This is a genomic window from Mycolicibacterium arcueilense (genome assembly GCF_058536225.1).
The window spans coordinates 161,167-180,329 of record NZ_JBZTYL010000016.1; the positions used below are offsets into that span (position 1 = coordinate 161,167).

General features: G+C 65.2%; 22 protein-coding genes and 1 pseudogene. 8 read left to right on the forward strand and 15 right to left on the reverse strand.

Annotation, left to right across the window (positions count from 1 at the left end; all coding sequences use genetic code 11):
- The first annotated feature begins 2 nt into the window (after positions 1 to 2).
- The 5 genes from AC4LGL_RS19345 to AC4LGL_RS19365 all read left to right on the forward strand — a co-directional run bounded on the left by AC4LGL_RS19345 (position 3) and on the right by AC4LGL_RS19365 (position 3,592).
- Positions 3 to 239, forward strand: coding sequence for a hypothetical protein (locus tag AC4LGL_RS19345; RefSeq protein WP_491840196.1), 237 nt, complete (start codon positions 3 to 5; stop codon positions 237 to 239).
- A 5-nt stretch (positions 240 to 244) separates the two neighbouring features.
- On the forward strand, positions 245 to 1,783 hold the full coding sequence (locus AC4LGL_RS19350) for a hypothetical protein (RefSeq protein WP_491840197.1): 1,539 nt from the start codon (positions 245 to 247) through the stop codon (positions 1,781 to 1,783).
- 116 nt (positions 1,784 to 1,899) lie between these two features.
- On the forward strand, positions 1,900 to 2,844 hold the full coding sequence (locus AC4LGL_RS19355) for a WXG100-like domain-containing protein (RefSeq protein WP_491840198.1): 945 nt from the start codon (positions 1,900 to 1,902) through the stop codon (positions 2,842 to 2,844).
- Between the two features lie 2 nt (positions 2,845 to 2,846).
- Entirely contained in the window at positions 2,847 to 3,299 is a 453-nt protein-coding gene (locus tag AC4LGL_RS19360) for a YbaB/EbfC family nucleoid-associated protein (protein WP_491840199.1), read from the forward strand.
- Complete coding sequence (locus AC4LGL_RS19365) at positions 3,296 to 3,592, forward strand: WXG100 family type VII secretion target (protein WP_491840200.1); 297 nt, start codon at positions 3,296 to 3,298, stop codon at positions 3,590 to 3,592. The genes AC4LGL_RS19360 and AC4LGL_RS19365 overlap by 4 nt, the downstream gene beginning before the upstream one ends.
- Before the next feature lies 1 nt (position 3,593).
- On the opposite strand, the gene AC4LGL_RS19370 is transcribed toward AC4LGL_RS19365, so the two are convergent.
- The 13 genes from AC4LGL_RS19370 to AC4LGL_RS19430 all read right to left on the reverse strand — a co-directional run bounded on the left by AC4LGL_RS19370 (position 3,594) and on the right by AC4LGL_RS19430 (position 13,246).
- Positions 3,594 to 5,369 (reverse strand): hypothetical protein, encoded by a 1,776-nt coding sequence (locus AC4LGL_RS19370; protein WP_491840201.1) that lies wholly within the window; start codon positions 5,367 to 5,369, stop codon positions 3,594 to 3,596.
- 31 nt (positions 5,370 to 5,400) lie between these two features.
- Complete coding sequence (locus AC4LGL_RS19375; protein WP_491840202.1) at positions 5,401 to 5,733, reverse strand: hypothetical protein; 333 nt, start codon at positions 5,731 to 5,733, stop codon at positions 5,401 to 5,403.
- Positions 5,734 to 5,754: 21 nt separating this feature from the next.
- Positions 5,755 to 6,621 (reverse strand): 3-oxoacyl-[acyl-carrier-protein] synthase III C-terminal domain-containing protein, encoded by an 867-nt coding sequence (locus AC4LGL_RS19380; protein ID WP_491840203.1) that lies wholly within the window; start codon positions 6,619 to 6,621, stop codon positions 5,755 to 5,757.
- 154 nt (positions 6,622 to 6,775) lie between these two features.
- A complete protein-coding gene (locus AC4LGL_RS19385; protein WP_491840204.1) occupies positions 6,776 to 7,564 on the reverse strand; it encodes a hypothetical protein in 789 nt (262 codons plus the stop codon).
- A gap of 96 nt (positions 7,565 to 7,660) precedes the next feature.
- Positions 7,661 to 7,951 (reverse strand): hypothetical protein, encoded by a 291-nt coding sequence (locus AC4LGL_RS19390; protein WP_491840205.1) that lies wholly within the window; start codon positions 7,949 to 7,951, stop codon positions 7,661 to 7,663.
- Between the two features lie 19 nt (positions 7,952 to 7,970).
- Positions 7,971 to 8,240 carry a WXG100 family type VII secretion target gene (locus AC4LGL_RS19395; protein WP_003883841.1) on the reverse strand — a complete coding sequence of 90 codons (270 nt, stop codon included), beginning with the start codon at positions 8,238 to 8,240 and terminating at the stop codon, positions 7,971 to 7,973.
- Between the two features lie 77 nt (positions 8,241 to 8,317).
- Positions 8,318 to 9,124 (reverse strand): ESX secretion-associated protein EspG, encoded by an 807-nt coding sequence (locus AC4LGL_RS19400; RefSeq protein WP_491840206.1) that lies wholly within the window; start codon positions 9,122 to 9,124, stop codon positions 8,318 to 8,320.
- Complete coding sequence (locus AC4LGL_RS19405; protein ID WP_491840207.1) at positions 9,121 to 10,203, reverse strand: PPE domain-containing protein; 1,083 nt, start codon at positions 10,201 to 10,203, stop codon at positions 9,121 to 9,123. The genes AC4LGL_RS19400 and AC4LGL_RS19405 overlap by 4 nt, the downstream gene beginning before the upstream one ends.
- A 48-nt stretch (positions 10,204 to 10,251) precedes the next feature.
- Positions 10,252 to 10,545 (reverse strand): PE family protein, encoded by a 294-nt coding sequence (locus AC4LGL_RS19410; protein ID WP_491840208.1) that lies wholly within the window; start codon positions 10,543 to 10,545, stop codon positions 10,252 to 10,254.
- Positions 10,546 to 10,569: 24 nt separating this feature from the next.
- Complete coding sequence (locus AC4LGL_RS19415) at positions 10,570 to 11,640, reverse strand: hypothetical protein (RefSeq protein WP_491840209.1); 1,071 nt, start codon at positions 11,638 to 11,640, stop codon at positions 10,570 to 10,572.
- Between the two features lie 249 nt (positions 11,641 to 11,889).
- The gene (locus tag AC4LGL_RS19420) at positions 11,890 to 12,141 is read right to left on the reverse strand and encodes a hypothetical protein (protein WP_491840210.1); all 252 of its coding nucleotides are present in this window, start codon (positions 12,139 to 12,141) and stop codon (positions 11,890 to 11,892) included.
- Between the two features lie 437 nt (positions 12,142 to 12,578).
- Positions 12,579 to 12,932 (reverse strand): YbaB/EbfC family nucleoid-associated protein, encoded by a 354-nt coding sequence (locus AC4LGL_RS19425; protein WP_491840211.1) that lies wholly within the window; start codon positions 12,930 to 12,932, stop codon positions 12,579 to 12,581.
- Entirely contained in the window at positions 12,929 to 13,246 is a 318-nt protein-coding gene (locus AC4LGL_RS19430; RefSeq protein WP_491840212.1) for a hypothetical protein, read from the reverse strand. Before AC4LGL_RS19430 ends, AC4LGL_RS19425 begins: the two co-directional genes overlap by 4 nt.
- A 69-nt stretch (positions 13,247 to 13,315) precedes the next feature.
- On the opposite strand from AC4LGL_RS19430, the gene eccA reads away from it, so the two are divergent.
- Together eccA and AC4LGL_RS19440 are read left to right on the forward strand one after the other, a co-directional pair.
- A complete protein-coding gene (eccA, locus tag AC4LGL_RS19435; RefSeq protein ID WP_491840213.1) occupies positions 13,316 to 15,124 on the forward strand; it encodes a type VII secretion AAA-ATPase EccA in 1,809 nt (602 codons plus the stop codon).
- Between the two features lie 55 nt (positions 15,125 to 15,179).
- Positions 15,180 to 16,169 (forward strand): annotated as a pseudogene (locus AC4LGL_RS19440) (MinD/ParA family ATP-binding protein); the annotation flags it as partial.
- 6 nt (positions 16,170 to 16,175) lie between these two features.
- On the opposite strand, the gene AC4LGL_RS19445 reads toward AC4LGL_RS19440, so the two are convergent.
- Positions 16,176 to 16,940, reverse strand: coding sequence for a class I SAM-dependent methyltransferase (locus AC4LGL_RS19445; protein ID WP_491840214.1), 765 nt, complete (start codon positions 16,938 to 16,940; stop codon positions 16,176 to 16,178).
- Between the two features lie 9 nt (positions 16,941 to 16,949).
- Between AC4LGL_RS19445 and glpK the strand changes: the two genes are divergently transcribed.
- Positions 16,950 to 18,470 carry a glycerol kinase GlpK gene (gene glpK / locus AC4LGL_RS19450; RefSeq protein WP_491840215.1) on the forward strand — a complete coding sequence of 507 codons (1,521 nt, stop codon included), beginning with the start codon at positions 16,950 to 16,952 and terminating at the stop codon, positions 18,468 to 18,470.
- Positions 18,471 to 18,474: 4 nt separating this feature from the next.
- Here the strand turns inward: glpK and AC4LGL_RS19455 are convergent, their stop codons facing one another.
- The gene (locus AC4LGL_RS19455) at positions 18,475 to 19,152 is read right to left on the reverse strand and encodes a hypothetical protein (RefSeq protein WP_491840216.1); all 678 of its coding nucleotides are present in this window, start codon (positions 19,150 to 19,152) and stop codon (positions 18,475 to 18,477) included.
- Between the last annotated feature and the right edge of the window lie 11 nt (positions 19,153 to 19,163).

A 19,163-nucleotide genomic window follows, 5' to 3' on the forward strand; every position in this document is an offset into this window, starting at 1 on the left:
GCATGGACCCGCGACGAATTGAGCTCAACCGCAAGCACAGCCGGGAGATGGGCGCGCTGTTCAACCAGTTCCTGGAGATCCATCCTGATGTCGAATCGGAGATGCACGGCACCCAGATGACACCGGAGCAGGATGCGGAGTGGACAGCATTCAGCGCAGCCCTCCTGGCCAGGCAACAGGCCGAACGCGCTGCACTCGCCGATGTGATCGAAGCCGAGCAGAAGAACACGGGAAGGTAGACGCGATGGAAGCGACGCAGGCGATCTCGATGGTCGCAGACTGGATCAGGTCGCGAGGGCTCGACTATCCGACCGAAGGTCTGGCAGCCGATCGCTTCGACAAGGGCTGGAGCGTGTACGCACCGGTCGATGTCGACGACAGCGATCCGATGGCGTTCCTGGATATCCCGGTCGGGCGGTCGATCTTCCTGGTGGGAGACTCCGGGCGCATCGAAGAGGTGTCGTCGTCGATTCCACCGCAGCAGGCGCGCGACCAGTTCAGCGCGCAGGAACCCGCGGCCAAGTCGAACGGTGCGGCTCAGTCGAACGGTGACGCCTCCGACGAAGCGGCCTTCATGGCCGAGTTCGAGCGGCAGTTCCGGTTGGCTGCCGCCGACGACCCGGGCGTGATCGCCGACTTCACGATCGTCGACGAGCCACCCGCGCCCGTCGGCGACGCACCGACCAGTGCGGACGCTGCGACGGCCGAGGATGCCTCCCGCCTCATCGACTCGATCGTGCAGCAGTTGGCGCAGCTCGGCCCAGAAGGCTGGGAGGAATTCTCCGCGGTGTTCGCTTTCACCGTCACCTCCCAGATCGCCCAGCTGCAGTTCTGGGCTCAGGACCGGACGGGCCTGGTCCCGGTGCCGCAGCCGATCGCCGACCTGGTGCGCGAACAACGAGAGATCTCGGCCCGCATGAGTGCCGGACCCTGGTGGCGACTGCTGCTGAACGTCACCAACACCGGTCAGGCGACGGTCGACTACGACTACGGCGACGAGCCGTTCCCGGACGACCAGATCGTCGCCGCAGAGCACTACCGCAACGACCTCGACACCTATCCGCGTACGCAGGTGCCGGTGTGGCTTGCCGGCTACACCGCCGGGCCCGATGCGCAGGGGCGCGACGCCGCCCGGGCTGCGGACGCGGCCCGGGCCGACGAGGCCGCCGGGCGCGACGCCGTCGTCACCGACCAGATCCCGCCGCTTCCCGATCTGCTGGCGCGGTGGGCGGTGCTGTCGGCCGCCTATGTCGGAATCGGGTCGGGCTGGGGCCCGCGGATCTATCCCGGGTATGCCTGGTTCGAGAGCGATGCCCGCAGCGGGTCGACGCTGTTCCTGCTGCCCGGTGACCGCGCGGTCCTCTCCGGTGGAAAATGGAATAGCGGGTTGCTGGAAGCTGCTTACAACGGCGGTGGTCCGCTACCCGACCTCTACGGCGGAGCCCCGGCGTGGGTCAACGACTCCGTGTTGAACACCCGAAATCGCAACGGACTGCTGAGCTTCTGCTTCTGGTGGGCGAACGGTCAGTGGCATCGCGGCCCAACCGACACCTCCGGCGAACTCGACATACCGGTTCCGGCAGTCTGGACACCGGAGGCAACAGTCGCCGCGATGGTGACTCAGACCGGGGCGGACACGCTCGATCGGTGCCAGGCACTGCTGGAGGTCGCCACCGAGGGCACTGCCACGGTCGACGACGTGGCGGCAGTGTTCGACGATCTCCCCGACGCGCAGGTGGACGCTGCAGCCAACCAGCTGAGCTTGGCGGGTCTGCTGACCTAGAACTGGCGGGCAGCTGAACTCTCGGCGAACAAGGCCGTCTGACATGGCGGTCTGCGGTATCGCGCAATAACGTGAATTGCGATGCTGCACGGAACTTTTCGCCGATGGGGGATCGGATGACCCTGCAGATTCCCGGCCCGCTGCAATGGGTGTCGTATCTCGTCGGCTCGCAATGGCCCAAGGGTGACGAAGACGCGATGTATCGCATCGGCGGTGAATGGGGTAGTCGCGCCGAACAATTGAGAGAGCTGATACCCGAACTGAACCGAATGCGCGCCAGCACCAGTGCAGTCCTGCAGGGTGTGACCGCCGGCACCGCTGACCAGCAGTTCGCGTTGCTGTTCGACGGTGATGCCACGGTCGACAAACTCGCCGATGCGATGGCGGCACTCGGTGAGCTCGCCGAAAGTACCGGCAAGAACATCGAATACACCAAATTGCAGATCTTGACGTCGTTGGCCATCGCGGCGTTCGAGATCTCCTGGGCACTGGCTCAGACCTCGGTCACCTTCGGAGCATCAGCAGCTGAGATCCCGCTCATCGAGGCTTCGACCTCCGCCGCGATCCAGCGGATGGTGTCGGTGGCGCTCAAAGACCTCATGACCGACCTGGGCAAGGCGATGACCAAGACCACGGTGCACCGGATCATCAAGAAGTCCGGCGTCGAGGCGGCCGAGGCTCTCGGGCAGGAACTGTTCATCCAGAACATCCAGCAGTCCAAGGGACATCAGAACGGCTACGACTGGAACCGGCTCGGAACCGTCGCACTCGCCAACTCCGTCGGTGGTGCCACCCAGGGCACGGTCAGCATCTACGGCCAGCGGCTGGTGGGAAATTCGACGGTCAAGGGTGCAGCCGTCGGATACGTCGCAGGCATGTCGAAGAAGGTGACCGGTGCACTGGCCACCGGCAGCGAGATCGACCCGGTTTCCGTCCTCGGATCGGTGCCCACTGCGGTCACCGGCGGGGTCAGGGGCCGAGCCGCGGCGCACAGCAACAGGGCGTCGACGGCGGACGGCGGGGGCGCCGCGGCGGCGAATGGCGGGGGAGACGGGGACTAGACGTGGACAACGACGCGGCACGCCATGAACTCATCGATGCGCTTGCGCTCGTGCAGGAACAGTTCGCCGATCTTGCCGTGGTCGAGGAGGAGCGGGCAACGCTATCCTCATCGGCCACCAGTGCTGATGGCACCGTCACGGTGACCGTGGACTGCGACGGCGTCGTCATCGACACTGCGGTCAGCGAAACATACTTGGATGACCACGATCTCGCCGACCTCGGTCGGCACATCACCGGCGCAGCCCAGGACGCCGCCCGTGACGTCGCGCTGAAATCGGCGGAACTGCTCGCACCACTGGCCGAGCGACGGGAGCGGATGCCGTCGCTGTCCGACATCGTCGAGGGTGTACCCGACATCAGAGATCTGTTGTCGACCGTGGCGCCGCAGCAGGCGAGGCATTTCAACGGCAGTGACGAACCCGACGACTACCCCACCGTGAGGAGCGCGCGATGACCGTACCGCTGGGCGTCACGCCGGCCGACCTGCGGGGCACCGCGCGATACCTCGCCTCCGTCAGCAACGACATGAAAGCCGTGCAAACAGCGCTGATGCAGATGCTCAGCGGTGAAGGCGAAGCCTGGGGGCACGACAAGATCGGCAAGCAGTTCGCCGACGGCGGCAAAGGCTATAAGGCACAGCTGGATTGGGTCGACGGATCGATCACCGCGAAGACCGACCTGCTCGACTACTACGCCGACGGCCTGCACCTCACCGCCGACGCCCTGGAACAACAAGACAAGCCCTGACTCACTCTGAACGACCCGGAGTGAACTGCTGCGACTGAGGTTGTCGCGCGGGTCCGGGCTGGACAGCCGAGTCGGGCTTCCAGGTGGTGCCGCGCTGCGGAATGCGGCGGCGAGACTCGGGCTGCTCGGGCCTCGCGTTCTCCGACTGCTCCGCTTCCTCGTCGGCGCCGACCACGGGTACCGAGGCCTCCGAGTCGCCCATGACGTCCTTACCGTTCTTCTTGCGGCGCAACGCCTTGTTGACCTGGTGGCCCTTGCCGTTCTGATCGCCGGCGCGTTGGCCCGCGGCCGGGGCACCCGCTCCGGGACTGCCCGCGCCCGCACCGAGACCGGCACCGGCCCCGGCCGCCCCGGCGGGCATCTTCGCCGCGGCGGTCGCGGGCGCTCCCGTCGGAAGGGCACTTGGGAGGCCCCGCAATGGAACTCCGCCGCCGGCGCCGCCGGCACCCTTGCCGGCGCCCGCACCACCGAGTCCCTGCGGACCGAGGCCGAGGACACCCTCGGGCGGGCCCTTCGGCATGTCGCCGAGCGGATTCTGTTGGGCGGCGTTCTTGGCGGCATCCATCGCCTGGCCCATCGCGTCCTTGGCGGCGTTGGTTGCCGTGTCCATCGCCGACTTGGCAGGGTCGGTCAGGCTCTCGAGAGCATCCTTGGTGGGATCAGTGGTGAGATCCTTTTGGTCGATGGGCTTTTGGTCGATCGGTTTGAGCTTGTCGAGGTCGGTCGGTTTGTTGGCGTTCAGCTTGTCGAGAGCCGACTTGTCGAAGGGCTTGATGCCTCCGGGGCCGCCGCCCGGACTGAACGGGCTCGTACCACCCGGTCCTCCGCCCGGCCCGCCGGGGCCGGTCGGATCGGTGGGAGCCTCGAACTTCATGTTCGGCAGCGGAGGAAGATTGGGGAAATTCGTGGCGACCGCTGCGATGGCCGGCGCGTACGTGTCGTCAAAGACCTGCACCGCGGCGGTGTAATCATCTATCGATTGCTGGAGTCGTTTCTTTGCGTCGACCGCGGTATCTACGTTCACATAGCCGCCATCGCGGTTCCTCAGATGGCCTGTGTCGTCGAAGTGGTACTCGTTGTTGAATTTGGTCACTTCGTCTTGGAGATTTTTCCAATTTTTGTTGTCAACATCTTCGATCAGGTTGTGATTGTCGAACTCCTTGAATTTGGTTTGAACCGTGTCGAATGCGGCACTCAGTACCTTCAGCCGGTCAGAGATCTCCTCCGACGATGCGGCAAAGTCGTAGATTGAAGTCTTGGTCACCTGCTTGGACGCCGCTTCAGCCATGGTGGCACTGTCGCCGGACCACTTTCCCTCAATTGCCTTGTCGACGTTGTCCCTGAAGGTCTCGGAAATCTCCTTCAGGTTGGCCCCGTGAGTCGTCCAGTTGCCTGCCAGCGTATTGATATCCGTAGGCTTCAACGCGGCGGCTTCTGTGCGAAGCTCTCCGAAGGTCCAGCTCTCCCAGTTGATGGCTTTGCCGCCAGTGGTTGCCGCGGTCACTGCATCTTGAACACTTCGATCGGATGTCAACCCTGGAATTTCGTCGAGCGTTGAAGTGTCGATATTCGCCGGGTCTTTGTCTGGGACATGTTCGTCTTTATGTATGCCCACAACGGACTTGTCTTCCAAACTGTCGCTGTCGAAAGTCCAGCGACTTGGCGGGCCACCGTCTCCCATGAGGGTGTCCCACTCCGATTGGGTCCAGTTGGGGGCGTACGAGGTGACCATCTCGCCGCCGAACAAGGCGCCCATTTCATTTCCGAAGCCGCTCATCGTCTGCTACCTGCTGGCCTGTTTGCGAGGGCTAGCTGCCATCATGCGCCTTCAGGGCATTCGCAGCGTCCTTTGCGGTTTTCACGAAATCTGTGGTCTGAGCCAGCTGCTCCCTGACGTAATCGGTCAGCGCTTTACCCTTCGCGTTGAACGCCGTCTCCATGGCCTTCGCCAAGTCGTTCTTGGAATTTGCACCGAAGTAGCCTGTGGTGTCGTCCAAGGCATTCGTGATGATCGCCTGCAACTTGTCCTCGTAAGGTTTGAAGGCACTCGTCTCGAGTTGGTCGACAACACCCGGCTCGAGATGTAGGTAGAGCTTTCCATCAGCGGTAGCGGCGTCCAGGCCGCCCCAGGGACTGGTCATGGTTCTCCTCTTCGGCGATCATTACGGTCGGGCTGGATCTGATCGTGCTGCATTGAACGGCAACGTCACCTCTTTCTCGATTCGAAGCAGGACCGCGGCCGAGTTGACGAAATTCCCGGCCGCGAACAGCATGACCAGGTCGCCCGGTTTGGCGATCTTGTGGTTCATCAGATAGGCGAGGCTCACCCCGAAGTCCGAGACGGTCAGATGCCCGAACTCTGCCGCGAATTCATGCAGACCGGGGGTCGGCCGCAGCTTGGAATACATTGCCAGCGCGTCTGTCACCTGTCTCGGCTTGATGAATGACGGGGCAAACCAATCGATGTCTTCCGGCTTGAGGCCAGCGCGTTCATAGCATTCGATCACGGTGCCGACCGCTACCCGAAAACTGGCCATGGCGTTGTCCTTCACCGTGCCTGGGCCACGTCGGTCATAGTTCTCCCACCGCGCGATCCAATCCGCCAGAGTCGGAAACGTCGGGTCATCTATGGCGCCGTCAGCCCGGCCGTGCATCATGCCGGCCGACGGATTGTGGGACCGTGCCGCGGCAGACACAACTCGGGCGAACCCTTCGGTCCGGTTCAGGAGTGCGCAGAAACCGCTGTCACCCAACAGCGAACCCTCGGTCGCCGGGCTGGCCGCGTACTCGTGCCGGTCGAAGTAGAAGATGCTGTCGCCGCCGGTCACCATGGCGTGGTCGCCGGCCCAACCCGCCTGTAGCACCGCGTCGGCGAGCATCAGGCCGTACAAGCCACCAGAACAGAACTGCCGGATCTCGGTCGCGGAACCGGCCGACGTCCTGCCCAGCACCGACTGCTGGATTGAATTCGTGATCGGCCAGAAATGTTCACCCTGGTACAGGGTGCCGCAATGAAAAGATGCCGCCATGCTGTCTGCTGCCGCGGACAGCGCGGACGGACTGATTTGCCGCGCAGCGATTTCCACCATCTCGTGCACCGACTGCATTTCCGATGCTGCGGTCGCGAGGTGCATCGGGCGACCGGCGCTGTCCGTGCCGCCCGGTATGTACGTCGAAACCGTACTAAGGAAGGCCATTGAACTCTCGGTCCGATCGCGCCGCGGCAAGTCGATCTTCTGCGGCCTGCGACTGCGCAGTCTCGACCTTCTTGAAGGCGGCCAGCATGTTGGCGACAGTCGCCGGAATGATCTGGAACGAAGTGAGGCCCTCGTTGACCAGGTATGCACCGTCGTCGGCAACGTTGATCAAGGTCAGGTGGTTCTCGTTGCGCAGGGTGTAATCCTTCGTGAATTCCGAAGACCCCGACAGGAGAATTGAACCGGTGACGCGCGCGTCACGCAGAACCTTCGCGGGAGTCTCGTCCTCGAACAGGCCATCCTGCCGTGGTCTGGTGCCGGGCTGGTAGTCAGGCAAAGCCTCGAGGACGACCGGTGGAAAGTCGATGTTGGCGCACCCGATGATCTGGATGTCTTCGCCGAAGATGGTCTCTCGGCTGGGATCCTGGGTGATGACGGCGCAATAACCCGACGTTCCGATCACACCGAACAGGCGATACAGCCGTGTCCCGGTGCCTTCCTCGATCTGTCCGAACCCCTGCAGTAGGAACACCGGGGAGCGAAGGGCGTCGAGTATGAGAAGTCGAACAGGGGTCATCCCGGCGCGCTGACGGGCCAGAGCGGTCTGCCGATCGGCCTCCAGTTCACCCTTGTACTGCTGCTTGCTGTTTCGATATGCCAGAGGGAACGGCAGCCGGTCGAGGCCGATCACTTCACACAAGCACCGGAAGTCGAAGCCACTCATGAACCACGGCTCGACGTCATGGCGTAGCGGGGCCACTTTGTCGGTGATCACGTTGAGCCCCTTTCTCTCTGGCAGCTGGAAACCGGATGCGTAAGCGGGCTCGGTCGCGATGGAGCCATCGACCGAGCCCGCCGACGAACGGCCTTGCTAGAAGCCGCCCGCAAGATGCCTGTCGAGTGCCGCGGCGTCTTCCTGCGACTGATTTCCGCCGGACCTGGTCTGGGTGATCTCGTTCAGGATCGCGTCCATCTGCTGCAGGATCTGAGTCTGCTGCGTGTGCAGCGTCGCAGCGGCCTCGCCCTCGTATACGCCCTGCAACGCGGTGAAGACCTGGCTTACCTCCTCGCGCATGGCCTGCGCGTTGTTGGTCGCGCCCTGAATGTCGTCCAGGGACGCGTAGTTGGATCCGTACTGGTACCGAATGCTATCCGTATCCATTGATCAAACCTTTCGATTTCTAGTCGGCGTCGTGGCTGACAAGCGCGTTGATATCGGACTTACCCTTGTCGACGATGTGCTGCAGGTTGTTGATGACGTAGTTGAAGTCCTCGTGATGCTGCGTCATGATGCCGCGGAACTTCGCCGCCTTGCCGCCCGTCCAGGAACTGGCGGTCATCGCCTCGGTCTGGTCGAGGATCTGGGAAGCCAGCCGCCTGACATCCATCATCTGTTTGTCGATGTTCTCGATCTTGCTCTGGGCTTCCGCGGGCGTCAGATGGAGCGTCATGCCTTACCTCTCTTTGTCGAAACCGGCATGAATCGCCGGACGGTGGTTGAGAATTCGCTGTTGAACACGGAGCGGATCTAGCGGTCCCCCCATCTGTAGCCGGACAGCTCGACAAGTTGGCCGATGGCCTGCTTGACCGTGTGATCCGACCCCGGCTTGAGGGTGGTCCACAACTGCCCGCTGGGTGAGGAGCTCGGGGCGCCGACGATCCGTCCGCGTTTGGTGTAGAACACGCCGACCGCCCCGGCAGAACGTGAGATCCGGTCCAGTTCGGCATCGAGTGCGTGGTAGACGATCTCGGCGAAGGCCAGCCGTGCGGCCAGTGCCGAGCCCAGCATCATCGCGGTGCGGGTGTCGGCCCCGAGCGCCCGGATCCGGTCGGACAACTCGGTGGGGTCATGGGTGTCAGACAGGGCCTGGACGACCTCGGTCAGCGGCGCACCGACGGGACTGATCTCGGCGGGGACGGACGCAGGCAGCCGACGCAGCAGGGCGCCAGTGGCGCTGGAAAGGTTGGCGCCGTCGTCGATCAGGTCCAAGGTGATCTCGTCACCGACCCGGCAGGCCGCGACGCACCGGGTGCCGTGGCGCACGACCGCGACGCGGGCCAGCCCGTCGGGGGTGACCAGGCGCATCGCGAGCTCACGGTCGGGCCGTTGCAGCGACTGCACGATCTCGGCGAGATCGGGGCCCACCTCCCCGCCCGGCAGTAGGCCGCGCTCGGCCAGGGTTCTGGTCGCTCGGCCGACTGCCTCGGCCCGAGCGGTTCCGGTGGGATGCCGGGATCGCAGATTCAACACCAACGGCAGGGACTGGACACCGAGTCTCGCTGCCAGAACCTGAAGTTCGTCGTCCGTGACGACTGGGGCAAGCGATGCCGTCATAGGCTCAGCCCCCGGTCGACGCCGATCACCGGCGGAGTGACCCAACGGTTGTCCACCTGCTCGAGCGTGCGCTCGGGTTCGTCGGCGAAGCCCTCGCCTGCGGGTACCTCGGGGGCAGCCAGTTCGTCGAACACCGCGGTATCCGGACCCCAACTGACGTTCGACACCATGAACGGTGCGTCGTTCTGCTGCGCGGTGGGAAGCCAGGACTGCCCGGCGTCGGACACCCCGGCGCCGGGTTCTCCCGCCCCGTCGAGGGTCGCCGCGGGTTGCACCGACTCGTAGTCGCGGCTCTGGTCGTTACGGCCCATGGCGCCCATCGGCGCATAGGGTGTGCCACCCATCCCGGTGCCCGAGGAACCGCCGCTGCCGGCGAATCCGGTCTTCTGCAACGCCTTCGGGTCGGTGCTCGACTTGATGCTCGGTGCGACCATCGGCGCGAGCGGCGGGGGCGGCACCGCAGGGGCGCCACCTGCTGCCGCGCCGCCACCGCCGGGTGCCCCTTCACCGCCCTGTTCGGCCGCCAGGGCATTGCCCTTCGACACCTGTGGAGGTGGGGGCTGCTCCCACGGCTGGGCCAGGGGAGCAGCGGCCTCCTCGTACTGCTGCATGACGGCCGCTGCGTTGGCCGCATCGGCGGTGGCGGCCGCGTCGAACTCGGCGAACGTCCCGGTCAGCACGGCCCCGTTGTATGCGGCCAGCGAGGCCATCATGTCCTGGGCCGCCCGTGCCTCGACGGCCTCCGACACGCTGGGCATGGCGAGCACCGCCACCGTGTTGGCGACCGCGGCCTCCTCGGCGCGTTGACCGTTGGCTGCCGCGCTGAGGCTGATCGCCTGCAGCCACTGACCGAATTCTTCCAGGCGCTGTGCCGCCGCGTTGGAGGCCTGGCTGTCCCAGGCGGTCCGCAGACGGGCCACGAGCTTGTCGAAATCGACTGAGACGTTGGCCAATTCGTTGGCGACCCGGATCCAGGCTGCGCCGGCACCCCCGACCGATGCCGGACCGGGCCCCTCGGTGAGGTCACGCGCCAGCTGCTCGGTGCTGCGTGACTCCCACGCAACGTCGGTGAACCCCACGCCCAGAAACCTCCCCTCGCAGAACAGAAGCAGATGTAGGAATGACTGTCAGCCGGCGAAGTCCTCCGAGGCGGCAATGTTGGACGAATGACCGCGCAGTGTCGCCGCCACCTCGTGGACCTCGGCCATCCCCTGGTCGGTGGAGGTCCCGAACGAGGTGTGGACCTCGTTGAGAGTCTGGGCAACTCGTTGTGACACCTCGTCACGGCCCGACGGGGTCACCGTGAGGTTGGGCGCCTCGTCGGTCATCACCCGCCCTACCCGGTTGGCGAGTTCGTCGAGTTGGCGGCTGATCTCCTGCACCTCTGCGGGCTGGATGGACATTCCGTCGCTGTCGGCCATGACCGTTCTCCTTGGTTGGGATGACTAGATCCGGAGTTCGACGTCCGGAGTCTGATACGGGTCGGCCTCCCCGAGGACCGGGGGTGCCGCAGTGCCGAGATCGCCGACGATCTCGCTGCCTTGGTCGGTGGTGTGCAGGAAGGACGCCGAAGTGTGGTTGTTGCCGGACGAGGCGTTCGCACCCTGCCCGGCGCCCGCGCCCATCGCCCCCATGGGTGCGCCGCCCATCATGCCCGGTGAGCCGACACCGCCGACCCGCGGCCCGGCTGATTGTGCTGGGGCGCTGGTAGTTTCGGCCTGAATCATGGCTGACATCGGTAGTGACCGGGGTCCGGGCATGCCGCCGCCCCCGATTCCGCCGCCGACACCGCCGGCGCCCATTCCACCGCCCGCGAGCGCGGGGTCGCCTTCACCTTCTCCCGCAGCGTCGGCGGCAGGGTCCATCGGATCGATCGCGGGATTCGCGGCGTTCTGACTGGCTGCCGACGCCGCGCCGGTGCCGGCCTGCACTCCTGCCTCGGCGCCTTTGATCGCCATCGGCATCAGCGGGGCCAGTCCGGCCAGCGACGAGGCACCCTCGGGTGCGGCGGTGATGCCCACCGGTGCACCGGCCGTGGTGACCTGGGCGGCCTGGGTGGCCAGTGAGGTCTGCAGTTCGGTCATCACCTCGGCTGTGGTGGCAATTGCCTTGTTGGCAGCGGCGATTGCGGCGGCCCACCCCCACGGGAAGATGATCATGGGCCCGATGGCGGCAATCGTCGCGGCGAACTCGGTGATGATGGCGATGAGTCGGACCCTGGCCTGTCCGACGTCGGCGGCGGCCGTGGTCAAACTGCTACTCAGCGCATCGGATTGGGCACCTACCTCGGCGCCGTCGGAAATGGCTGTCGTGGTCTTGGCCGCCGCGGCGGTACCGGACGCGCCCTGCCAGGCGTCGCCCGCCGCACTGACCGACTTCGCCATCGGACCGCCGGTGGACTGGAACATCTTGGCGATGGCCGGCAGCATCGTCGTCGGATCGACCCCATCGAACATGCCGCTGCCCAGCGTGCTGAGGGCATCGGTGACGGGGCTGATCAAGGCACTCGGATCCATGGGATTCGCCGGTGGCTGCTGTTCGGGTTGACCTTCGGGTGGCGGTTCTTCTGCGGGCTTTTGATCCGCAATTGGCGGCAAACCCAGCCGGTCAAGAATTTGTCGGACTGGCAAATTCAGAAAGTCTTGCAGATTCTGTTCTTGAGCAGCTATGACCGGTGTGGCGTCGTAGCCGGGAACGCGTTGAGCCAACTGTCCAACTGGCGTTACCGGCTGGGGAGGCAAAACTGTGGGCATATGGCGTCGGGCCTAGGCGTCGTCGTTGGACAGGACGGCGGAGCGGGCCCCTTCGGTGGCGGCTCCGGTGGCGGCGTGCACTCCGCCCACGAGCAGTGTGCCGGCCAAATTATTGGCTTGAGCTGGGCCGAATGCTGCCAGATAGACCGCACCGATCGGTCCGAGTGCAGCTGCCGCGGACATCAGCATCGCCGCTGAGTCGGCCGATCCAGCTGTGGTTATCGCGGATGCGGCCGCCTCGTTCGCAGCGGAAAAGGTAGCCATTCCCGAAGGTTGGGCGGCGAAAATGTCGCTCATCGTGCTGATACCTTTCCAGCTGGAAGCGGGGGTTGTGTGGGCACGAGACCAATAAACTATAGCCGCGGCCACCCTCTGCAGCTAACTGAATTTTCCGCGAATAATCCGTGTAGATCGTTCGTTTCGGTAATTAGTGCAATGGAGAAAATTGCTGATCGCGGTGATTTTTGAGTGGTTTCTGCGTGCACGCTGGGAAGGTGCTGTCGCCGGGTGTTTGCCGGATCAGGGGGCGACGTGGCGCGAGTGAATCATCTTGCGATGCCGCCCAATCCATGCGCGCCTGCCGATGATTGCGGGTAACTCCCTGTGCGGTAACCGATTCGAATATCGACAGCGAACGTCAATTACCAAGGCCGATAGCGGATTGTCAGCGTGAAACCCGCCCGGGTGACAGATGAGCGAAACTAGCCCTTCGGTTCGAAGGCGCTGCCGTCCCATCGCGTCAGCGGAGCCTGGTTCAGTTCCTGCATGCGCTGCGCGAACTCCTGAGACAGATACTGCTGACGGGCCGTCGCTACCTGCGCGGCAGCGTCGGCGGTTTCGACGATCAGCTTGGCGAGTGCGTCCGTACCCAGCTTGTGCGCGGCGGGCCCGAGCCACAGCCCGGTGAGGGCGCCCATGCCGTCGACCTCGGCGCTGACGTTCCCGTCACGGCTGGTGACCCGTGCCGAAATCGATTGGCAGTGCTCATCCATCGCCTGCACCAGGTCACGCTGCTTGCGGATGCGCCCGACCAGCGAGTCGGCGAGCCCGGTCATACCGACCTGCCCCAGGTGGACGGTAGCTCGCCCTCCTCGCCCTGCACCTCGTCTTCGGCGCGGGCCAACTCCTCCGCGGTCGCCAACTGCAAGGGTTCGATGACCGATGCGCTGTAACCCTTTTCGGCCAGGTCACGCCTGCGTTCGACCTGGGCGCGGGCCGCAGACAAGCGGCACAACGCCAGGATTTCGTCGGCCAGTTGTGCGGGTGGCTTCTTCAACTCGACGGCGTCGAGGCGAAGTGCGACCGGCAGACCCCGTTCGGTGGTGTGCACCGAAATCGTTCCGCCAGGTGACTGCACCGGCTGTGACATTCTGCTCAACTTAGTACACTCGCGGGCGAATCGCGGCTGAGGCTGCAGTGAGGAGATGTGTCACCTCCGATGAATGGATCCACCGATGCGCAGCGGGTTTTCGATGCCGGAGTGCTGTCGCTCGGCATTCCCATCGACGGATTGGAGACCGAGCGCGACCTGCCCTACGCGGCCCTCGCGTTCCGTCGGGCCACGGAATATGACCCGGATATGTGCGACGCGTGGCTGGGTCGCGCCGCCGCCGGCGACACCGGCCCCGAGGTCGTCTACCACCTGTACCGAACCAGCACACTCACGTTGTTCCGCGAGCAGCGCAGACTCGGTCTGCCGCAACGGGCATTGAGTGGACGCTTCCAGACCGGCCTCTACCTCGACTACCCGTTGAGCACCAAGACCGAGATGTGGCTCGCCTACGCGGCCAGCATGATCGGCGCCAGAGATTTCGACGAGGCCGAGCAGGTGCTCGACAAGCTGGACCAGGCCACGACCGCATCCGACGGCGACACCGCTGAGATCCGTGCGTACATCCGTGGCGTACTGCACTTCACGACGCAGCGCTGGCCCGACGTGCTGAGCGCGTTGAGCAGATCGGGATCGTTCACCGACAACTACATCGGCGCCGGCGCTGATCTCATGGTCGGATCGGCGTGTGCACAGATGGGACTGTTCGGAGAGGGTATCCGCCGGCTCGACCGGGCCGTCGAGGGTCCGGTTCCGGGAGCGCGGCGGGCCGCGGAGTTCTGCAAGGGGCTGACCCTGCGGGAGATGGGCGAAGAGCAGGACGCCCGGGTGATCTTCGAACGGATCTACAGCGAGGACCCGGGATTCGAGGCCAACGCTGCGGCGCTGGCCGATCCGAAGTACCGGTTGGTGGTCACCTCGAAGGAGATCGTCGACTCGCGTACCGACCGCTGGGACCCGGCCAGCGTGCCGTCGGCAGAGGACCTCCTGGCGGACGATCTGTCGGAACGGGGCAACGAATACCTACAGGCGGCGCAGCAGGAACTGGACCGACAGATCGGCTTGTCAGAGGTCAAACTCCAAGTCGCCAAATTGAAGTCGGCGGCGATGCTGGCAAAGGTCCGCGGGGACAAGGGGCTCAGTTCGGCCGCGCGCAGTCTGCACCTGGCGTTCACCGGCCCGCCCGGAACCGGCAAGACCACGATCGCCCGGGTCGTGGCGCAGACCTACTGCGGGCTGGGGTTGCTGCGCACGCCGAACATCGTGGAGGCCAAACGCCACGATTTCGTCGGCCAGCATCTCGGCAGTACCGCGATCAAAACCACCGCGCTGATCGACTCGGCCATGGACGGCGTGCTGTTCATCGACGAGGCCTACACGTTGATCCAGACCGGACTGTCCGGCGGCGACGCCTTCGGCCGTGAGGCGGTCGACACCCTGCTGGCCCGCATGGAGAACGACCGCGACCGCCTGGTGGTCATCATCGCCGGCTACGACGGTGAGATCGATCGATTCCTGGCCTCCAACGACGGCCTCGCGTCGCGATTCACCAAACGAATCCGATTCAGCTCCTACGGTCCGCACGAACTCGGGGATATCGGCAAGCTCGTCGCCCGCACCAGAGACTCCGAATTGTCGGACGCCGCTTACGAAGAACTCGTCACCGCGTGCATCGGGCTGTGCCAGAGCGAGGCGCTCGACCAGTCGGGACAACTGCGTCCAAGCATCGATCTGGCCGGTAACGGCCGCTTCGTCCGTAACGTCATCGAGGCAGCCGAAGAGGAACGCGAATACCGGCTCAGTGAACTCCACGGCATGAATCTGTCGGAACTCGACGAAGCGCAGCTGATGCGGATCGAGCCGGTGGACATGCGGGCCGCGCTCAAACAGGTACTCGGCATGACGGCATCGAGTTGACCGGAGGGAAGTAGCCATGACCGACAGCGACGACGAGCGGTTGAGCGTTGGGCCCCCGGAGCCGACGCCGTTCACGTCCATCACACCGCGGACCGCAGATGGTCAGCGTCCGTCGGTGGTGCCCAGCAACGGCGAACTCGGCCTGGTCCGTGCCTCGCCCACCCCGAGGTCGGGTTGGCGCAAAGCCGTCTACCGGGCCACGGGTATGAATCCCGGTGTCTCCGAGCAGGAGTCGGCCCACAAGACCCTCATGGATCGGGTCAACCAACCGGTGGTCGGTGGACCGTTCAACATCGCCCTGCTGTCTCAGAAGGGTGGAGTGGGCAAAACCACCACCACGGTTGGGTTGGGGGCGACACTTGCCGCGACCCGCGGTGACCGGGTGATCGCGGTGGATGCCAACCCCGACTTCGGCACGCTGGCCCAGCGCGGACCCAACGAATGCAGTTCCACGGTGCGCGACGTGCTCATCGACGACGGCATCTCGCGGTACTCCGACATCCGCCGCCACACCTCCCAGAGCACCAGCCGCCTGGAGATCTTGGCCTCCGAGCGGGACCCGGCCACCTCAGAGGCGTTCTCGGAGCACGACTATCGCGGTGTCCTGAGTGTGCTGCAGCGCTTCTACAACATCATCCTGACCGACTGCGGCACCGGGCTGGTGCACTCGGCGATGGCGGGAGTGCTGGATGTGGCTGATGCGATCGTGATCGTCGCATCGCCTGCCATCGACTCGGCGCGGAGCGCCCTTGCCACGTTGGATTGGCTTGAGCGCAACGGTTATTCGCACCTGGTGCCGAAGGCGGTCGTGGTGGTCAGCGCCTCGCGCCCCGGTGCACTGGGGCTGGACATGGGGCAGCTGTCCAACCATTTCTTGCCCAGGGTGCGGGCCCTGCACGTGATTCCGTTCGACGATCACCTCGCCGAAGGTGCCGAGGTGGATCTCGGTTTCCTCAGCCGGCCGACCCGGCAGGCCTTCCTGGAACTGGCTTCCACCGTCGCCGACCTCTTCTCGGTGGCACCGCAGGTCAAACGGCGCGCCTGACGGCAATCACCGGCCGTTTCGGGCGATCACGATCTGCGGCAGGTTCAGCCCGCCGCGCAGCGTGAGCTCGATCGACGGGTCGGCGTGGCGGGCCAGGCTGCGCAATGCCGAGGGGCTGTAGCTGCGCAGCGAGCTGATGACCCCGTCGTGCACGAACGGCAGCACTGCGGCCATGGGCAGCATCGTCGCCAGGCGCAACAGGTGCAGCGGGGCGGGCGGTCGCGGCAGATCGATGATCAGCAGCGTTTCGGCAACCCGGGTGCCCTCGGCGAACACCCGCGCGGCCTGCGCCGGGCGCAGATGGTGAAACGACAAGGCGAACAGGACCAGGTCGTAGCTGTCTTCGGCGGCATCGATCTCGGTGGCGTCCATCTGGCGGACCTCCGCGCGGGGATGGCTGCCGAGGTCACTCGCGGCGATGCGGGCGACCGAATCCGGATCGAGGTCGGTGACGGTGACCTGTGCGGACGGATGGTCGGCCAGCAGCTGCCGCGATACGCCGCCGTGCCCGGCGCCCAGTTCCAGGATCCGCGGATCGGCTACGTCGGCGACCAGATCGAGCGCGATCGCGGCGAAGCGCTGATGGTTCCTGAAGAACCGGCCGGTCCAGTCCAGGGCGCCGATCACCTGGTTCTTGGTCGATTCGTCCACATCGTCACGGTCCAGGTACTCCTGCCGATCCGTTTCCAGTAACCGATCCAGGCACGACGCGCGGAATCCGCCTCTGGGCATCCGGTCGATATCTGAGGGGTCGGGAGCCATGTAGGCCATCATGTACGAATGTCCGCGGACTTCGTAGCTGCAATCGACCAGGGCACGACCAGCACCCGATGCATGATCTTCGATCATGCCGGCGCCGAGGTGGGCCGCCATCAGCTGGAACACCAGCAGATTCTGCCCAAGGCCGGATGGGTGGAACACAATCCGGTGGAGATCTGGGAACGCACCTCCGCGGCGATCATGACCGCACTGAACAAGACCAACCTGGCGGCCGGGGACCTTGCTGCGCTGGGCATTACCAACCAGCGGGAGACCACGTTGGTCTGGAACCGTCACACCGGCAGGCCGTACCACAACGCCATCGTCTGGCAGGACACCCGCACGGACCGCATTGCCGCCGCCTTGGACCGCGATGGCCGCGGCGACGTGATCCGGCGCAAGGCCGGGCTGCCGCCCGCGACCTACTTCTCGGGCGGCAAGATCCAGTGGATCCTGGACAACGTCGATGGCGTCCGGCGCGACGCCGAGAACGGTGACGCGATCTTCGGTACGCCGGACAGCTGGGTGACCTGGAACCTCACCGGTGGCTATCGGGGCGGTGAGCACGTCACCGACGTCACCAACGCCAGCCGCACCATGCTGATGAACCTGGAAACCCTGGACTGGGACGACGAGTTGTTGTCGTTCTTCTCGATCCCGCGGCAGATGCTGCCCGAGATCAAGCCGTCATCCAATCCGGCCTCCTTCGGGAGCACCCGAGACAACGGGCCGCTGGCCGGGCAGGTTCCGGTGACCGGCATCCTCGGCGATCAGCAGGCCGCCATGGTGGGGCAGGTGTGCCTGGAGCCGGGTGAGGCCAAGAACACTTACGGCACAGGCAATTTCCTGTTGCTCAACACGGGCGAGAAGATCGTGCGTTCGGACAACGGACTGCTCACCACGGTGTGCTACCAGTTCGGTGACTCGAAACCTGTTTACGCCCTCGAAGGTTCGATCGCCGTGACCGGTTCGGCGGTGCAGTGGCTGCGCGATCAGCTGGGCATCATCAGCGGTGCGGCACAGAGCGAGGCGCTCGCGCGGCAGGTGGCCGACAACGGCGGCGTCTACTTCGTGCCGGCGTTCTCCGGGCTGTTCGCACCCTATTGGCGCTCGGACGCCCGGGGCGTCATCGTCGGACTGTCCCGCTTCAACACCAACGCTCATCTGGCGCGCGCCACCCTGGAGGCGATCTGCTACCAGAGCCGCGACGTCGTGGAGGCCATGGAAGCGGATTCCGGTGTGCACCTTGAGGTTCTGAAGGTCGACGGCGGTATCACCGCCAATGCGCTGTGCATGCAGATCCAGGCCGATGTGCTGGGTGTCGACGTGGTCAAGCCCGTGGTGGCCGAGACCACTGCGCTGGGCGCGGCGTATGCGGCCGGGCTTGCAGTGGGGTTCTGGGCGAGCCCCGACGACCTGCGGGCCAACTGGCAGGAAGGTCAGCGCTGGAGCTCACAGTGGGACGACGAGCAGCGCCACGGGGGTTACGCCGGTTGGCGCAAAGCTGTTTCGCGCACCCTGGACTGGGTGGAGATCGACTGACCCACTACCGCCGACACTTGGCGATGATCGCCTTGAACTCGTCGGAATACTGAACCCCGAGAAGTGCATGGTTGGCACTCTCCTTGTTGCGGACGGCGTCGGTGATCTGTCCGGACAGTTCGGCCATCTTGCGGGCGTGCGGCCCGATCTCGCCGTCGGTCACCTGATCGGCCGCCTCGTGGATCAGTTTCGACCAGTTCTCGTAATCGCCCACGGCCGGACCGGGCTTGTCGCTGGGCGGGGGAGTGAGCGCACCCAAGCTGGCATTCGTGTAGTCCACCAGTAGTTGGGCCTGCCGGCAGCCCTTGTTCCCGGTATAGGTCAGTGCGGTCACGCCCACGATCACCAGGACCGCGCACGCGGCGGCGGCCGTCGCGATCGCGATGTTGCGGGGCTCGGCATCGGGCACGCGTCGTCGCCACATCACATGCGCGACGACGACGGCGGCCACGCCGACCACCGCCATGATGATGGCTTCCCGCAGGTCCCCGCTTTCGACACCCGATGCCGAGCCGACGGCCCCCATGGTCGCGGCGGCGGCGAGCACGACCAGAAGCCACTGCCAGATACCGCGCCGGCGCTCGTAGGCGTCGACGTCACGGAATTGAAGTCCGATGACCGCGCCGGCCGCGGTCAGGACTGCGACGACGGCCGGCGCGATGATCGTGAAGAGGCTGCTCACAACCGCAGCCT

Excerpts from the sequence above, each read along its gene's own strand:
- AC4LGL_RS19345 (WP_491840196.1), top strand. The coding sequence starts at position 3 with ATGGACCCGCGACGAATTGAGCTCAACCGCAAGCACAGCCGGGAGATG.
- AC4LGL_RS19350 (WP_491840197.1), top strand. The coding sequence starts at position 245 with ATGGAAGCGACGCAGGCGATCTCGATGGTCGCAGACTGGATCAGGTCG.
- AC4LGL_RS19355 (WP_491840198.1), top strand. The coding sequence starts at position 1,900 with ATGACCCTGCAGATTCCCGGCCCGCTGCAATGGGTGTCGTATCTCGTC.
- AC4LGL_RS19365 (WP_491840200.1), top strand. The coding sequence starts at position 3,296 with ATGACCGTACCGCTGGGCGTCACGCCGGCCGACCTGCGGGGCACCGCG.
- AC4LGL_RS19370 (WP_491840201.1), bottom strand. The coding sequence starts at position 5,369 with ATGAGCGGCTTCGGAAATGAAATGGGCGCCTTGTTCGGCGGCGAGATG.
- AC4LGL_RS19375 (WP_491840202.1), bottom strand. The coding sequence starts at position 5,733 with ATGACCAGTCCCTGGGGCGGCCTGGACGCCGCTACCGCTGATGGAAAG.
- AC4LGL_RS19380 (WP_491840203.1), bottom strand. The coding sequence starts at position 6,621 with ATGGCGGCATCTTTTCATTGCGGCACCCTGTACCAGGGTGAACATTTC.
- AC4LGL_RS19390 (WP_491840205.1), bottom strand. The coding sequence starts at position 7,951 with ATGGATACGGATAGCATTCGGTACCAGTACGGATCCAACTACGCGTCC.
- AC4LGL_RS19395 (WP_003883841.1), bottom strand. The coding sequence starts at position 8,240 with ATGACGCTCCATCTGACGCCCGCGGAAGCCCAGAGCAAGATCGAGAAC.
- AC4LGL_RS19400 (WP_491840206.1), bottom strand. The coding sequence starts at position 9,124 with ATGACGGCATCGCTTGCCCCAGTCGTCACGGACGACGAACTTCAGGTT.
- AC4LGL_RS19410 (WP_491840208.1), bottom strand. The coding sequence starts at position 10,545 with ATGGCCGACAGCGACGGAATGTCCATCCAGCCCGCAGAGGTGCAGGAG.
- AC4LGL_RS19415 (WP_491840209.1), bottom strand. The coding sequence starts at position 11,640 with ATGGATCCGAGTGCCTTGATCAGCCCCGTCACCGATGCCCTCAGCACG.
- AC4LGL_RS19420 (WP_491840210.1), bottom strand. The coding sequence starts at position 12,141 with ATGGCTACCTTTTCCGCTGCGAACGAGGCGGCCGCATCCGCGATAACC.
- AC4LGL_RS19425 (WP_491840211.1), bottom strand. The coding sequence starts at position 12,932 with ATGACCGGGCTCGCCGACTCGCTGGTCGGGCGCATCCGCAAGCAGCGT.
- AC4LGL_RS19430 (WP_491840212.1), bottom strand. The coding sequence starts at position 13,246 with ATGTCACAGCCGGTGCAGTCACCTGGCGGAACGATTTCGGTGCACACC.
- eccA (WP_491840213.1), top strand. The coding sequence starts at position 13,316 with ATGAATGGATCCACCGATGCGCAGCGGGTTTTCGATGCCGGAGTGCTG.
- AC4LGL_RS19445 (WP_491840214.1), bottom strand. The coding sequence starts at position 16,940 with ATGGCCTACATGGCTCCCGACCCCTCAGATATCGACCGGATGCCCAGA.
- glpK (WP_491840215.1), top strand. The coding sequence starts at position 16,950 with ATGTCCGCGGACTTCGTAGCTGCAATCGACCAGGGCACGACCAGCACC.